Origin of the sequence: Haloterrigena salina JCM 13891 (assembly GCF_000337495.1) — an archaeon.
GTDB classification, from domain to species: domain Archaea; phylum Halobacteriota; class Halobacteria; order Halobacteriales; family Natrialbaceae; genus Haloterrigena; species Haloterrigena salina.
The window spans coordinates 1-11,821 of the sequence record NZ_AOIS01000068.1 but is presented as its reverse complement, the minus strand read 5'-3'; the positions used below and the strand labels follow the sequence as shown (position 1 = coordinate 11,821).

15 protein-coding genes are annotated in these 11,821 nt (G+C 66.9%); 4 read left to right on the top strand and 11 right to left on the bottom strand.

What is annotated here, in order from left to right; translation table 11 throughout:
- Window positions 1–242 precede the first annotated feature (242 nt).
- Window positions 243–410, bottom strand: coding sequence for a hypothetical protein (locus C477_RS24285; RefSeq protein WP_008896890.1), 168 nt, complete (start codon window positions 408–410; stop codon window positions 243–245).
- 121 nt (window positions 411–531) lie between these two features.
- Here C477_RS24285 and C477_RS22525 point away from each other — a divergent pair, with 121 nt between their 5' ends.
- Both C477_RS22525 and C477_RS22520 read left to right on the top strand, forming a co-directional pair.
- On the top strand, window positions 532–1,071 hold the full coding sequence (locus C477_RS22525; protein ID WP_008896889.1) for a macro domain-containing protein: 540 nt from the start codon (window positions 532–534) through the stop codon (window positions 1,069–1,071).
- 127 nt (window positions 1,072–1,198) lie between these two features.
- Window positions 1,199–1,672 carry a universal stress protein gene (locus C477_RS22520; protein WP_049914799.1) on the top strand — a complete coding sequence of 158 codons (474 nt, stop codon included), beginning with the start codon at window positions 1,199–1,201 and terminating at the stop codon, window positions 1,670–1,672.
- A 60-nt stretch (window positions 1,673–1,732) separates the two neighbouring features.
- On the opposite strand, the gene purM is transcribed toward C477_RS22520, so the two are convergent.
- The 7 genes from purM to C477_RS22485 all read right to left on the bottom strand — a co-directional run bounded on the left by purM (window position 1,733) and on the right by C477_RS22485 (window position 8,283).
- Window positions 1,733–2,725, bottom strand: a complete 993-nt coding sequence (purM, locus tag C477_RS22515) for a phosphoribosylformylglycinamidine cyclo-ligase (protein ID WP_008896887.1) — start codon at window positions 2,723–2,725, stop codon at window positions 1,733–1,735.
- 80 nt (window positions 2,726–2,805) lie between these two features.
- Window positions 2,806–3,102 carry a winged helix-turn-helix domain-containing protein gene (locus C477_RS22510; protein WP_008896886.1) on the bottom strand — a complete coding sequence of 99 codons (297 nt, stop codon included), beginning with the start codon at window positions 3,100–3,102 and terminating at the stop codon, window positions 2,806–2,808.
- A gap of 13 nt (window positions 3,103–3,115) precedes the next feature.
- A complete protein-coding gene (locus tag C477_RS22505; RefSeq protein WP_008896885.1) occupies window positions 3,116–3,784 on the bottom strand; it encodes a hypothetical protein in 669 nt (222 codons plus the stop codon).
- Window positions 3,781–4,803 carry an ABC transporter ATP-binding protein gene (locus C477_RS22500; protein WP_008896884.1) on the bottom strand — a complete coding sequence of 341 codons (1,023 nt, stop codon included), beginning with the start codon at window positions 4,801–4,803 and terminating at the stop codon, window positions 3,781–3,783. Before C477_RS22500 ends, C477_RS22505 begins: the two co-directional genes overlap by 4 nt.
- Window position 4,804: 1 nt before the next feature.
- Window positions 4,805–5,638, bottom strand: coding sequence for an ABC transporter permease (locus C477_RS22495; RefSeq protein ID WP_049914801.1), 834 nt, complete (start codon window positions 5,636–5,638; stop codon window positions 4,805–4,807).
- A gap of 249 nt (window positions 5,639–5,887) precedes the next feature.
- Window positions 5,888–6,517, bottom strand: a complete 630-nt coding sequence (locus C477_RS22490; RefSeq protein WP_008896882.1) for a zinc metalloprotease — start codon at window positions 6,515–6,517, stop codon at window positions 5,888–5,890.
- Window positions 6,514–8,283, bottom strand: coding sequence for a TraB/GumN family protein (locus C477_RS22485; protein ID WP_008896881.1), 1,770 nt, complete (start codon window positions 8,281–8,283; stop codon window positions 6,514–6,516). Before C477_RS22485 ends, C477_RS22490 begins: the two co-directional genes overlap by 4 nt.
- 165 nt (window positions 8,284–8,448) lie before the next feature.
- On the opposite strand from C477_RS22485, the gene C477_RS22480 reads away from it, so the two are divergent.
- On the top strand, window positions 8,449–8,892 hold the full coding sequence (locus C477_RS22480; protein ID WP_008896880.1) for an acyl-CoA thioesterase: 444 nt from the start codon (window positions 8,449–8,451) through the stop codon (window positions 8,890–8,892).
- 234 nt (window positions 8,893–9,126) lie between these two features.
- On the opposite strand, the gene C477_RS22475 is transcribed toward C477_RS22480, so the two are convergent.
- The 3 genes from C477_RS22475 to C477_RS22465 form a co-directional block, all read right to left on the bottom strand.
- Window positions 9,127–9,366 carry a glycine zipper 2TM domain-containing protein gene (locus C477_RS22475; RefSeq protein WP_008896879.1) on the bottom strand — a complete coding sequence of 80 codons (240 nt, stop codon included), beginning with the start codon at window positions 9,364–9,366 and terminating at the stop codon, window positions 9,127–9,129.
- A 148-nt stretch (window positions 9,367–9,514) separates the two neighbouring features.
- Window positions 9,515–10,294, bottom strand: a complete 780-nt coding sequence (locus tag C477_RS22470) for an HAD-IIA family hydrolase (protein WP_008896878.1) — start codon at window positions 10,292–10,294, stop codon at window positions 9,515–9,517.
- 116 nt (window positions 10,295–10,410) lie between these two features.
- The gene (locus tag C477_RS22465; protein WP_008896877.1) at window positions 10,411–10,830 is read right to left on the bottom strand and encodes an SHOCT domain-containing protein; all 420 of its coding nucleotides are present in this window, start codon (window positions 10,828–10,830) and stop codon (window positions 10,411–10,413) included.
- Between the two features lie 175 nt (window positions 10,831–11,005).
- On the opposite strand from C477_RS22465, the gene C477_RS22460 reads away from it, so the two are divergent.
- Window positions 11,006–11,455, top strand: a complete 450-nt coding sequence (locus C477_RS22460) for a hypothetical protein (RefSeq protein WP_008896876.1) — start codon at window positions 11,006–11,008, stop codon at window positions 11,453–11,455.
- Window positions 11,456–11,821: the final 366 nt, after the last annotated feature.

Below are 11,821 nucleotides of genomic sequence, written 5' to 3'. Positions count from 1 at the left end.
GGGACTTCGGACCGCGGCTCACTGAGCCCACGGGCCGTTCCAGACTGGCGCTCTCGAGTCCGCTTGCAACGGGGGTGCCCAGAGGTGGCAACCCTGCAACGTCTAGTGGCGTCAAAACCGAAGAGAGAGGATCCATGGCCGAGGTCAGTCGGCGTGGCGGTTCAGTCCGTCGGGTCAGCGACGGACGAGCGGTGCGCTCGAGTCGGTGGTCGCGGGGGTCGCGGTCGGACCCGTCCCGACGGTCAGCGCTCGAGGTCGACGGTGAGGTCGGTCGCGATCCAGCCGTCGTTGTTGTCGCGCTCGGTGAAGACCGTCTTGCCGGGGCGCGTCTCGTGGCTGGTCACGACCACTGCCGGCTCCTCGGGTTCCTCGTCGGCATCGGAATCCTGCCTGCGGGCGGGTACGTCCATCACGTGGAGTTAGGTATACCTAAATCTAAAAAGTTTTTGGTCGGCCTAAGTCTCTGGGAGTCGAACTGATCGCGCGGTTGGAGGCCGTAGTTTCACACTGTCGGACGCCGTACCCGCGCGTATGGAGTTCGACGTCGTGCAGGGCGACATCGCCGCACAGTCCGCCGACGCGCTCGTCAACGCCGCCGGAACGAGCCTCGAGATGGGCTCCGGCGTCGCCGGCGCACTCCGACGCGGCGCGGGCGAGGAGATCAACGAGGAGGCCACGGCGGAGGGCCCCGTCGACCTCGGCGAAGTGGCCGTGACGGACGCGTACGATCTGGACGCCGACCACGTCATCCACGCTGCGGCGATGCCCCATTACGGGGACGGCCAGGCGACCGAAGCGAGCATCCGGGAGGCGACGCGGAACGCGCTCGAGACGGCCGACGACCTGCGCTGCCGATCGATCGTGCTCCCGGCGCTCGGCTGTGGCGTCGCGGGCTTCGACTTCGCCGAAGGCGCCGCGCTCATCGCCGAGGAGATCCGTAATTACGAGCCCGAGACTCTCGAGGAGGTTTGGTTCATCGCCTACGCCGACGAGGAGTACGACACGATCCGCGCCGCGACCGAGACGGGCGACTCGTCGGCGCCGACCGACGGGAGTGAGTCCGCTCGGTAGCCGGACTCGCGTCGCGACGCCCTCCGCGCCGGAACCGTCCGCCCGAACCGGGCCCTCGGTCCGTTCGGCTTAAAGACGCCACCTGTGGTCGGTAAGGAATAACCCACCGGTGCTCGAAGCCGAGCGTATGGGGCGGCACGTACTGGTGGCGATGGGCCGAACCGACGCGTCGGACGCGGCGCTCGAGTACGCGTTTGAAGAGTATCCTGCGGCGAAAATCTCCGTGCTCCACGTCACCGACGCGGCCGGCCCGCTCGCCCGATTCGGCGGCCGGGATCCGTGCGAGTACGTGATCCCGGAACTGACCGCCGAGCGGGGCGCGGAGCTGCTCCCGACGCCGGATCGGTTTACGCGAGCGCAGTGCCGACGGGCCGAGCAGGTTCTCTCCCGCGCGCACGAACTCGCCGAGCGCCACGACCGGGAGATCGAACCGGCCGTCCGCTCTGGCGGCGCGGCGCGGGAGATCACCGACTACGCGGAGGAACACGCGGTCGACCACATTGTCATCGCGGACCACCCACCGACGGCGTTCCGGCCGGTCTTCCGATCGGTCCCTGAATCGGTCACCCGGAACGCCAGCGCGCCGGTCACGACGCTCTGATCACGCCGCGACGGTCGCTCCCTCGTCTCGATAACTCGAGTCCGGAGCGACGGGTCTCGATCAGGACAGCGAGAGCCCGCGGACCTCGACCGAATCGCCCGCTTCGACGCGGCCGATGATCTGCCCGTCGGTGTCGGCGACGAGGTCCTCGGCGCGGTCCTCGGGCAGCGCGACGACGAAGCCGGTGCCCATGTTGAACGTCCGGTGCATCTCCTCGTCGGTCACGTTACCTTCCTCCTGTACGAACTCGAAGACCGCCTGCGCGGGGAACGGGTCGTCGACGACGTACTCGAACTCGCCCATCCGGAGCAGGTTGGTCCATCCCCCGCCCGTGACGTGGGCCGCCGCGCGCACGCCGTGTTCGCGCATCGGCTCGAGCAGGTCCGTGTAGATCCGGGTCGGTCGGAGCAGTTCCTCGCCGATCGTCCGATCGGGGTTCGGCGGGAACTCGTCGGTGTAGTCGTGCTCGCGCGTGACAGCTTCCCGCGCGAGGGTGAGCCCGTTCGAGTGGATGCCGTTCGAGGCGAAGCCGACGAGGGCGTCGCCGACCTGCGCCTCGCCCTCGAGCACCTCGTCTTTGCCCGCGAGCCCGGCGCAGGTCCCCGCGAGGTCGAATCCCTTGACGACCTCGGGCATGACCGCCGTCTCGCCGCCGAGCATCGTCAGGTCTGCTTCCTCGAGACCCACGGCGAGCCCCTCGCCGATCTGGTTGGTCAGCGCCTCATCGGGCTCGTCGATCGCGAGGTAGTCGACGAAGGCGACGGGCTCGACGCCCGCGGCCACGAGGTCGTTGACGTTCATCGCGATGCAGTCGATCCCGATCGTCGAGAAGTCCTCGATGGCTTCCGCCACCAGCAGTTTGGTCCCGACGCCGTCGGTCGCCAGCGCCAGATAGCGGTCGCCGATGTCGATCAGGCCGGCGTACTCGGTCCGCAGGTCGCTGCCGAAGGCCTCGAGCAAGGCCGCGGTCGCGTCCTCGCTGGCTTCGATGTCGACGCCCGTCTCCGCGTAGGTGAGCCGTTCCTCGCTCCCGTCGTCCGCTGAATCGGTCATGTCTGAACGACCTCCCGGGGCGAGCAAAAGGTCACCGGTCCGGGCGAGCGACCGCGCCCGAGACGCGGCGTCGCCGGCGGTCACTCCCCGTCGCGCTCGAGTTGATCGAGCAAGGCCTCGAGCGTGTCGACGTGCGATTCGAACGTCTCCCGGCCCTCGTCGGTGAGTTCGTAGGTCGTCTGCGGGCGGCGATCGACGAACTGCTTCTCGATGCTGACGGCGTCGGCTTCTTCCATCCGCTGGACGTGCGACGAGAGGTTGCCGTCGGTGATCTCGAGGTCGTCCTGCAGTTCCGAGAAGGTCGCCCGGTCGTGGCGATAGAGATAGGCGAAGATCTGTAACCGGGTCGGCTGGTGGACGAGTTTGTCGAATTCCATGATGACGGGCGAGTCAGTCGGCCAGACGATAGGTCAGCAGGTAGTACGTCCCGACGCCGTGGAGGAAAAAGAGGATTCCGAACGCGGCGTAGCCGAAGTACTGGAGCCACTCGACGTGGGGCATGAACAGCGCGAACACCAGGATCCACGCGCCGTTGACGTAGAACGGGTAGCGGTCGATCGCGCGGATCCGGTAGGCCCGCAGGATCGTCCCCGCCAACAGATACCCCATGCCGAGGACGGTAAAGGCGAGACTGAAGAAGAACGCCCCCTGCAAGACGCTCTCGACCTCGGCGCGAACGGGATCGACGATCGACGTCACGACGAACAGGCCGGCGACGAGCGTCCCGAAGACGACTTTCCAGCTCGGCGTCGGTCCCGGATCGGCGACGTTCGATCCCGCACGAGCGCTCGTCTGCCACTGGGTGAACCCGACCAGCGCGAAGACGGCCCCCCAGACGAGGACGTAGACGTACTCCGGCCACGGGTAGACGAACATGGCGTTCGTGATGACGCCCGCGAGACCGACGACGACGCCGTGGACGAGCCACAGGCGCCGCTGGCCGGGATACCGCTTCTCGATGGCCATCGCGGACTTGATCTGTTCGATGTCCTCGCGCAGCACGTCGACGTCCGGGTCGTCCGCCGTCGGATCGTCCGCGCGATCGACGTTATCGGTCATCGGTGTTCGGCCTCCTCTGGATCGGATGGTTCGGCGGCGATACCGGCGCTGTCGGTCGCCTCGGCCACACTCGAGCCGACGCCTCGAGTCGCGTCGCCGCGGGCTGACTGCACGTACGTGTAGTAGTTGAACAGGTCGGTGTACGACGGCGGATCCGGATCGACGGTCGCGCCCTCGCGCGCTCCCTCGACGGCGTTCTCGATCGCCGTGAGGTCGGTTTCGGACGCCAGAAAACCTCGAATTTCGTCACCGCGCTGGAAGACGCGGTCACCGAGGAACAGCGACTCGGGCGCCATCGCTCCGCGGATCCGGACGACCGGCGGGAGTGCCTCGAGGAGGGTCGTCGGGGCACCCGTTGTGACCGTCCGCCCGTCCCGGACGAACGCGATACGATCGGCGATCTGTGCGTCCAGCGGCGCGTGGCTCGTCACGAGGATCGTCTTCCCGGCCTCGCGGTACTCGAGCAAGAGGTCGTGGACGATCTGGATCATCGCGAGATCGAGTTCCGCCGTGGGTTCGTCCAGCAGGTAGAGGTCCGCGTCGACGGTGAGCGCGATCGCCAGTTCGAGCTTCCGCCGCATCCCGCCGGAGTACTCCCGCGCGGGCCGATCGAGGTCCGGAGTCAACTCAAGGCGGTCGACTAGCGCCCGCCAGTCGTCGGTCGCCCGCGGGTGGAGATCGCCGTAGAACTGGAGGTTCTCGCGGCCGGTCAGATCCGGATCGATCGTCTCACCCTGGAGCATCACGCTGGTCGCCGACCGCGCTTCGGTCGGCGATCGGTCGCCGAACAGTTCGATCTCGCCGCGCTCCGGTGCGGTGCTGCCGGCGAGACACGACAGGAACACCGACTTCCCGACGCCGTTTGGCCCCATGAGCGTGACGAGTTCTCCCTTTTCGACGGTCAGGTCGAGTCCCTCGAGCACCGCACCGTCATCGAACCCTTTCTCGACGTCTCGGGCCTCGAGCAGCGGCTGCTGTACCCCGTCGGTTCGCTCCGCGTTCGTGGTATCAGTTGGCATCTTACGGCTCACCTCCGTACGCGAATCGCGTCATGACCCCGACCGCCGCGGCCGAGAGGCCGACGGCGTAGCCGACCAGCAGGGCACCGTACTCGAGCGAGAGCGGCGCCTCGGGAGGCGTCATGAATTCGACGCTGTCGGTGCCCGCCCAGGCGGCGATCTGCATGCGCGTCGCCAACGAGTTCGGCAGGTAGTTGACGAACGCCGGATCCTCGGCGATCATACCCGGCGTGATTCCGTTGAACCCCGTCAGGTAGAACGCCATCAGGACGACGACGACCGCGATCGTCGTCATGTGTTCGGGCTTGGTGATCACCAGCGCCAGCCCCATCGCGAGCGCCATCGCGATCACGCAGAACAGCACGAACGTCAGCGCGAGGATCGCAACCGTCGTCGGACCGATCCGCTCGAGTTCGAACGTGGCGCCGTGTGCGACGGCCGCGAGGATCGTCACGAGATAGGAACAGGCACCCAGCGCCGTTCCGGCGACGAACCGGCCGGCGAGGTCGGCCGTCGGCGAGACCGGTATCGCTCGCAGTTTCCGGTACCGATCGCCCTCGAGGTCCCGAGCGAACTCGCCGGCGAAGACCGCGACGGTGACGGTGAACGCGCCGAACAACCCGTAGGTGATCCCGTTGGCAGCCTTGACGTAGCCGAGCTGATCGGGGTCGGGGGCCTCGATGAAGATCGCCATTGTCAGCAAGTACCACAACACCGGCCAGCCGACCGCCAGAAAGACCAGGAGTTTGTTGCGACGCAGTTGCTGGACGTGCCTCCGCGTGAACGCTCGCGCTTGTCCGGTCCAGGGGACCGATCGGTGTCTTGGGTTGGTCATCGTGAGCACACTCCCGAGTACCGACGATCGCGACAGACCGCCGACAGCTCGCTCGAGTCGAACATCGACTCACAGGCTAAAAATATTTACGGGGTAGACTACTTTCTCCCACAAAGTAGCGAAAGAGATAAATAGATAAAAAGTTCGTTGATGGGAACAGCCGGTCACTCGTCCGTGTACAGCGAGGGACGTCGGTCACCGATCGAAAAGAGAAACGCGGATCATCGCGGTCCGGACCGCCGACCGCCGTCAGAACGGGTTGGCGAACAGGACCACGTACCCCGCGAGCAGGGCACTCGGGACGAACACGAGCGCGAACACGCCCTTGTGCCAGTCGTAGACCGATTTGCCGTCCAGCGGACCAAAGGGGATCATGTTGAACGCGGCCAGCACGAGGTTGATCCAGACGCCCATCCGGCCGATGGTCCCGAGCGGGGCCGGCATGAGCACCAGCGGCAGGAACATGATCGCGAGCAGGTGGTTGGTGACGGGCCCGGCGAGGGCGATCATCGCGTTCTCCCGCTGGGTGATCCGGCCGCGATGGTAGACGGCGCCGGGGGCGGCAAAGAGGAAACCGACGAGCGCGCCCATGAGCGCCAGAAACAGCATCTGGTAGTCCGCTCGGAACTCTGCGATCTGGCCGTGTTCGATCGCGACGACCTTGTGTGCGAGCTCGTGTAACAGGAAGGCGACGCCGACGGTGACGAGACTGAGTCCGACCATCCCGAGGAAGTAGCCGACGTCGGCGCCGGCGTGAACCGGCGCGAATATCAGCGAGAACGCGACCGACAGCGTCAGCCACGCGACGGCGAGATCGATCAGCTCCCGGTCGCTGAAGGTCAGCTCCGGCTCCGAGCGCGACCGCGCGCGGACGCTCATGTCAACAGCCCTCGGAGCAACTCGAGCGTGTTCTCGGCCCCCCGGAAGAGTTCGTTGAACAGGGCGTTGATCCCGCCGATTTCGGGCGCCAGCCACGGCAACACGCCGACCACGAACAGGAAGCTCGCGATCATGCTCCCGATGTTGGTCAGCGCGACGATCATGATGAGCCGGAACAGCGGCACCTCGAACATGTCGGCGAAGGCCTCCTCGATCGGGCGCTCGGTGTCATCGATGATCTCGTTTAGCGTCTGGATGTCCCGGACGTTGACCGGCCGGTATTTGAGTTCGACGTAGCCGGCGAACCAGCCCGGCGCCAGCAGCGGGTTGATGCTCGTCAGCCAGGCGACGGCCCCGCCGACGCCCGCGCTGATCCAGCGCGCGCCGGCGAGACGGGCGAGCGTGAACGCGAAGATTCCGTTGATCAGGAACCACGCTCCGAACAGCTGAAGCAGGAATGTGTCCTGAACGCCGGCCATGACCAGCAGGAAGAAGAAGGCGACGAAGCCGAGCGTCAGCAGGTAGCCGACGATCTTCAGCGGCGAGAACCGGCTGCTCGAGGTCGTCCCCGACAGCGACTCGAGAGAGGGGATCCCCGAGGGGTTCTCGAGGTGGCGCTCGATGCCGGCCTTGTGTCCGGCGCCGACGACGGCGAGCACGTCGTACCCCTGCTCGCGAAGCCGGTGGAGGTGGGTGGCGATGTAGGCGTCGCGTTCGTCGATCAGGGCGTTGGCCCCGCGCGGGCTGAACTGGCGGAACTCCTCCATCATCGCCGCGACGACGTCGCCGTCGGTCATCTCCTCGATGTCGACCTCGTCGATCTCGTCGACGTCGCCGCTGACGCCGTCGAGGAGGAGCCCGACGACCGCGCCGACGAGGACGCCGACGCCGAGGCCGGCGAGCATGCCGACCGTCCCGCGGATCGCGTAGGTGCCGAGGCTCTCGAAGGTCCCGATGGAGAACGGCCCGACGGACACCTCCGCCGCGACGAGCGCGAGACAGGCCGCGATTCCGAGCCCCATTCCGGCGAGGATCCGTATCGTGAACCCGCCGGCGATGCCGTTCGATCTCCCGATCGACTCGAGCGAGGGGAGAAAGAGGAGTCCGACGAGGGCGCCGCCGAAGGCCCCGGCGGTGACGGCGCCGGCGGACGCCAGCATCGTCGAGCCGCTGATCCCGAGCAACAGGGTGTCACCCAGCCCCAACAACGGGGCGAGGAACGCCCCGAAGAGGAGTCCGACGAGGGCGCCGCCGATGGCGCCGAAGGAGAGCCCGATGGTTCGGGGATCGGTGACCCCCAGCGCGAGCCCGCCGACCATCTTCAGCTTCTCGGTGATCGAGAGCCCGCGCCAGAACCGCTGGATCGTCACCTGGATGTCCCGGTCGACCAGCGCGACGCCGCTCCCGTTTCGTTCGGCGGCCTCGATGGCGGCGCGCATGTCCGCGCCGGGTTCGATGTCGAACTGGTCGCCGAGCCGCGACTGGACGTAGGAAAGCATCCAGTAGGCCAGAAACTGGAAGACGGTGTTCCCCGAGAGGAGGTCGCCCGCCTCGATGTCGTCCGGCGCGCCGCCCTGCATCTGGCGGTACCGGTTCTCGTCCAGTTCCACGGCGACGACGTCCGGTTGCTCCTGATCGATCGTTTCGTGAACCTCGTCGACGCTCGACTGCGAGACGTGGGCCGTCCCGAGGACGGTGACGGAGCCCGGTTCGTCACCCGGTGGATCGGGGGGCGCCGGCACGTCGGCGTCGCCTGCATCGCTCATTAGCGGGTCAACTCGGCGACGACTTTTACCAGTATCGAAGCCGGAGGAAATAATAATTACGATTTCTTACTTATTGCATATAATTATTTTCCACGACGAATTGCCGCTGTATTGCGGGCCGAGACGACGACAAGAGTGTTTGTGCTCGGCCCGAACGAACGACCGATGACCGATCTCATCGAGACGCTCGTCGAGAATCGCGAGATGGTCCAGCCCAATCACGCCAACATGCTCGATACGGCCCACGGCGGCACCGTCATGAAATGGATGGACGAGGTTGGCGCCATGTCCGCGATGCTGTTCGCCGGCGAGACCTGCGTGACGGCCCGCGTCAACCGAATGAACTTCGAGCGGCCGATCCACGTCGGCGACACCGCCTACATCACGGCCTACGTCTACGACGCGGGCACCTCGAGCGTAAAGGTCCGGCTGGTCGCCGAGCGCGAGGACCTGCGGACGCGAGAACGGGAGATGACGACCGAATCCTACTTCGTCTACGTCGCGATCGACGACGAGAAGAACCCGACGACGGTGCCCGAGCTGACCGCCGACAGCGAACAGGAGGCAGCGTTACGGGAGGCGGCACTCGAGGGCGACGGCGACAGCTGATCGAGTGCGGAACAGCCGAGCCGACCGTCGAACGGACCGCGTCGGTGATCGATCGATTCCGAGCGGCTCCGCCGGCGCGGCGCCGACCTACATCCGCGACCGGGGTGTCCGTCTCCGGGTACCATCGCTCGAGACCGCATGGGAAGTCGACGGCGGACACTACCGACGGACCGCCGTTCGGAACCGAGCCCGAGCGACCCGTCGATTCGGTCGCACAGCGAAAACGGAGCTAGTTCAGTTCGAGTCGCTATCGGCGTCTTCCGACAGCGGCACGAAGTCCTGTTCTCTGGCCTCTTCGAGGACGGCCGTTGCCGTCTCGCGGGTGTCAGCGATGGTCGCACCGGTCATCGCGCCGATCGCACCGCCGGTACTCGCGGCGTTTCGACTGAAGACGGAGCCGATCGCGGCGCCGACGGCCGCGCCGATCGCGGCGTATCGAGCTCGGAGCAAGACGCGCTTGATTCGTTCCTTCATAGATAGCGGTTCGTGACTGTTACCCATAAATATGTCTCTCGAGTACACGACTTGCGGAACGCTCGTCCGATTCCGATCGGGACCGACTCGAGATCGCGTCACCGATCCCTCGCCGGCGGGCCTCGGCGATCGATCGCTGCACGCGACGCTACAGCAGCGTCGCGACGTCGGCCAGCGACTCGAGGACGTGATCGGGCTGGACCTCGGACGACTCGAGGTCGGCCCGGTCGGTCACGCCGGTCAACACGAGCGCCGTCGTCATGCCGGCTCGCTCCCCCAGCGCGATGTCCGTGTTGAGGCGGTCGCCGACGACCAGCGTCCGGTCGGGAGCGGCGTTCAGGCGGTCCATCGCCGCCGCCGCGGCGACCGACGAGGGTTTCCCGAGGATCGCGTCGGGCTCCCGGCCCGCGACGGCCTCCATCGCGGCGAGGATCGCCCCGGAGCCGGGAATCTCGCCGTCGTCGATCGGGATCGTCGCGTCCGGATCGGTCCCGTAGAAGGGCACGTCGCCTTCGAGGGCTCGCAGCGACTCCCAGAGCGTGCCGAAGGAGAACTCCCGGTCGAACGATCCGAGGACGACGTCCGCGGCGTCGGGGTCGTCGGTCAGTCCGACGGTCGCGTCCTCGAGGATGGCCCGGAGCCGATCGCTGCCGACGAGGTAGACCGTCGCGTCGGGATGGGTCGTCGCGAGGTACTCCGCCGAGACCGTCGCCGAGGTGAGGACGGTCGCCGGATCGACGTCGATCCCGTGGGGCTCGAGTTTCGTCCCGTAGTGATCGCTGCCGCGCGTCGGGTTGTTCGAGAACAGGAGTCGATCGACGCCGCTGTCCTCGAGGTCGCGGAGGCCGCCGGTGGCGTTCGGGAGCAACTCCTCACCGCGGACGATCGTGCCGTCGACGTCGAGGATCGCCGCCTCGTAGTCGGTCATCGGCCGGGACTACGGCGGGGCGCCGATTGAGTGTTTGGGACCGAGAGCGGCCGCTGCGAGTCGTTGCACACCCGATCGCGCGTCGGCCGTGCGATCGGCGCGAGCCGTTTCAACGCTTACTGCGATCGCTCGAGTTCGAGTTCCTCGGTCTCGAGTCCGGCGGTGTCGGCCCGCTCGTTGGACTCGATCAGCCGATCCAGTTTCGCCTCGAACTCCGCTTCGGAGAGTTCGCCGTCGGCGTACCGCTCCTGCAGTCTCGTGACCGGGTCGCTCGCATCCGCCGTGCGTTCGGATGCGGCCTCCGCGGCGTCCCGCTCGCGCTCGCGCTCGACCGCACGGTCGGCGTCGGCTCGCTCGCTGCGACGGGTGAGATACCAGATGAGGAACGTGCTGGCCACGAACAGCGCGGTGAGGCCGAGCGCCCACAGCGGCCCCGCCAGTAGCAAGGCGGCGATGATCACCACGTCGGCCAGGACGAACTTGATGGCGAAGATTTCCGTCAGCGTGTAGCTTCGGCCACCGCTTTCGCTGCCCATACGTGACAGTTGGGTGTCGTTCGAAATAACTGTGGGGATCGAAACGGCGGGAGCGGAGTCGACCGCGGTCGCTGTCCGATCTATCGCCTCGTCGCTTACGGACTGACCGCCGCCGGAACGGAAACCGGTCCCTCGCCGGGAAAACGCACATCCTCCTCCCGGACGAATCTCGCGTATGGCACTCGACACCGAGGTTCCCGACCCGCCCGCGCTCCGCGGGTCGTCGGATCCGGGCGACTACGACGCCGTCGACGAACCCGAGGAACGGATCGGAGACGACGTGCGGCGCGACGAACTCGAGGGGTTCTTACAGGCCGGCGCCTGGGAGGACGCGTTCGACGACTGGGCCGACCGCACCTACCTGATCGACGCGGAGTTCCGGGCCGTCCGCGAGGCGGGTCTGCTCGACGAACTCGACTTCTACTGGAATCAGGCCGCCGAGGACGTCGGCTACCGCGTTCCGTCGATTCCCGAGGATCAGTTTGCCGATCGCGAGGCGTTCGACGCTGACACCGCCGAAACCGTCGAGGAGGAGTTAGACGACCTCGCGCGGACGGTCAGCGAAGTGCTCGAGAACGATTACATTCACCGCGGGAGCGAGGAGTTCGGCTACGACTGGGAGTGACTCGAGGCCGAGGGTTTAGCCGTCCGGCATGATCGGCTGGATCCCGACGCCTGTATCGTCGGCGAGGCCACCGGGCGGGCCGACGTCAACTCGGTCGCGGTCGGCGACCGGAGCTACGTCCGGCCGACGATCGAGTACGAGGGCCGGGCCGCCCACGGCTCGCGGCCGATGCTCGGCGAGAACGCGATCGCGTACGCTCGGGTGTCGTTCGCGATCGATCGGAAACGGGACGGATAACGTCCGATCGCCGCCTCGCGACCGGAGGTGGGAATTCTTATCCGCGAACCCCTCCTACGTCCGGCCATGACACTCGAGGTCGAACCGCCCGAGCCGCCGGAACTGAACTTCGTCGACCCGAACGAGTAC

Coding starts and splice junctions, on each gene's coding strand:
- C477_RS24285 (WP_008896890.1), bottom strand. CDS start 410: ATGGACGTACCCGCCCGCAGGCAGGATTCCGATGCCGACGAGGAACCC.
- C477_RS22525 (WP_008896889.1), top strand. CDS start 532: ATGGAGTTCGACGTCGTGCAGGGCGACATCGCCGCACAGTCCGCCGAC.
- C477_RS22520 (WP_049914799.1), top strand. CDS start 1,199: ATGGGGCGGCACGTACTGGTGGCGATGGGCCGAACCGACGCGTCGGAC.
- purM (WP_008896887.1), bottom strand. CDS start 2,725: ATGACCGATTCAGCGGACGACGGGAGCGAGGAACGGCTCACCTACGCG.
- C477_RS22510 (WP_008896886.1), bottom strand. CDS start 3,102: ATGGAATTCGACAAACTCGTCCACCAGCCGACCCGGTTACAGATCTTC.
- C477_RS22505 (WP_008896885.1), bottom strand. CDS start 3,784: ATGACCGATAACGTCGATCGCGCGGACGATCCGACGGCGGACGACCCG.
- C477_RS22500 (WP_008896884.1), bottom strand. CDS start 4,803: ATGCCAACTGATACCACGAACGCGGAGCGAACCGACGGGGTACAGCAG.
- C477_RS22495 (WP_049914801.1), bottom strand. CDS start 5,638: ATGACCAACCCAAGACACCGATCGGTCCCCTGGACCGGACAAGCGCGA.
- C477_RS22490 (WP_008896882.1), bottom strand. CDS start 6,517: ATGAGCGTCCGCGCGCGGTCGCGCTCGGAGCCGGAGCTGACCTTCAGC.
- C477_RS22485 (WP_008896881.1), bottom strand. CDS start 8,283: ATGAGCGATGCAGGCGACGCCGACGTGCCGGCGCCCCCCGATCCACCG.
- C477_RS22480 (WP_008896880.1), top strand. CDS start 8,449: ATGACCGATCTCATCGAGACGCTCGTCGAGAATCGCGAGATGGTCCAG.
- C477_RS22475 (WP_008896879.1), bottom strand. CDS start 9,366: ATGAAGGAACGAATCAAGCGCGTCTTGCTCCGAGCTCGATACGCCGCG.
- C477_RS22470 (WP_008896878.1), bottom strand. CDS start 10,294: ATGACCGACTACGAGGCGGCGATCCTCGACGTCGACGGCACGATCGTC.
- C477_RS22465 (WP_008896877.1), bottom strand. CDS start 10,830: ATGGGCAGCGAAAGCGGTGGCCGAAGCTACACGCTGACGGAAATCTTC.
- C477_RS22460 (WP_008896876.1), top strand. CDS start 11,006: ATGGCACTCGACACCGAGGTTCCCGACCCGCCCGCGCTCCGCGGGTCG.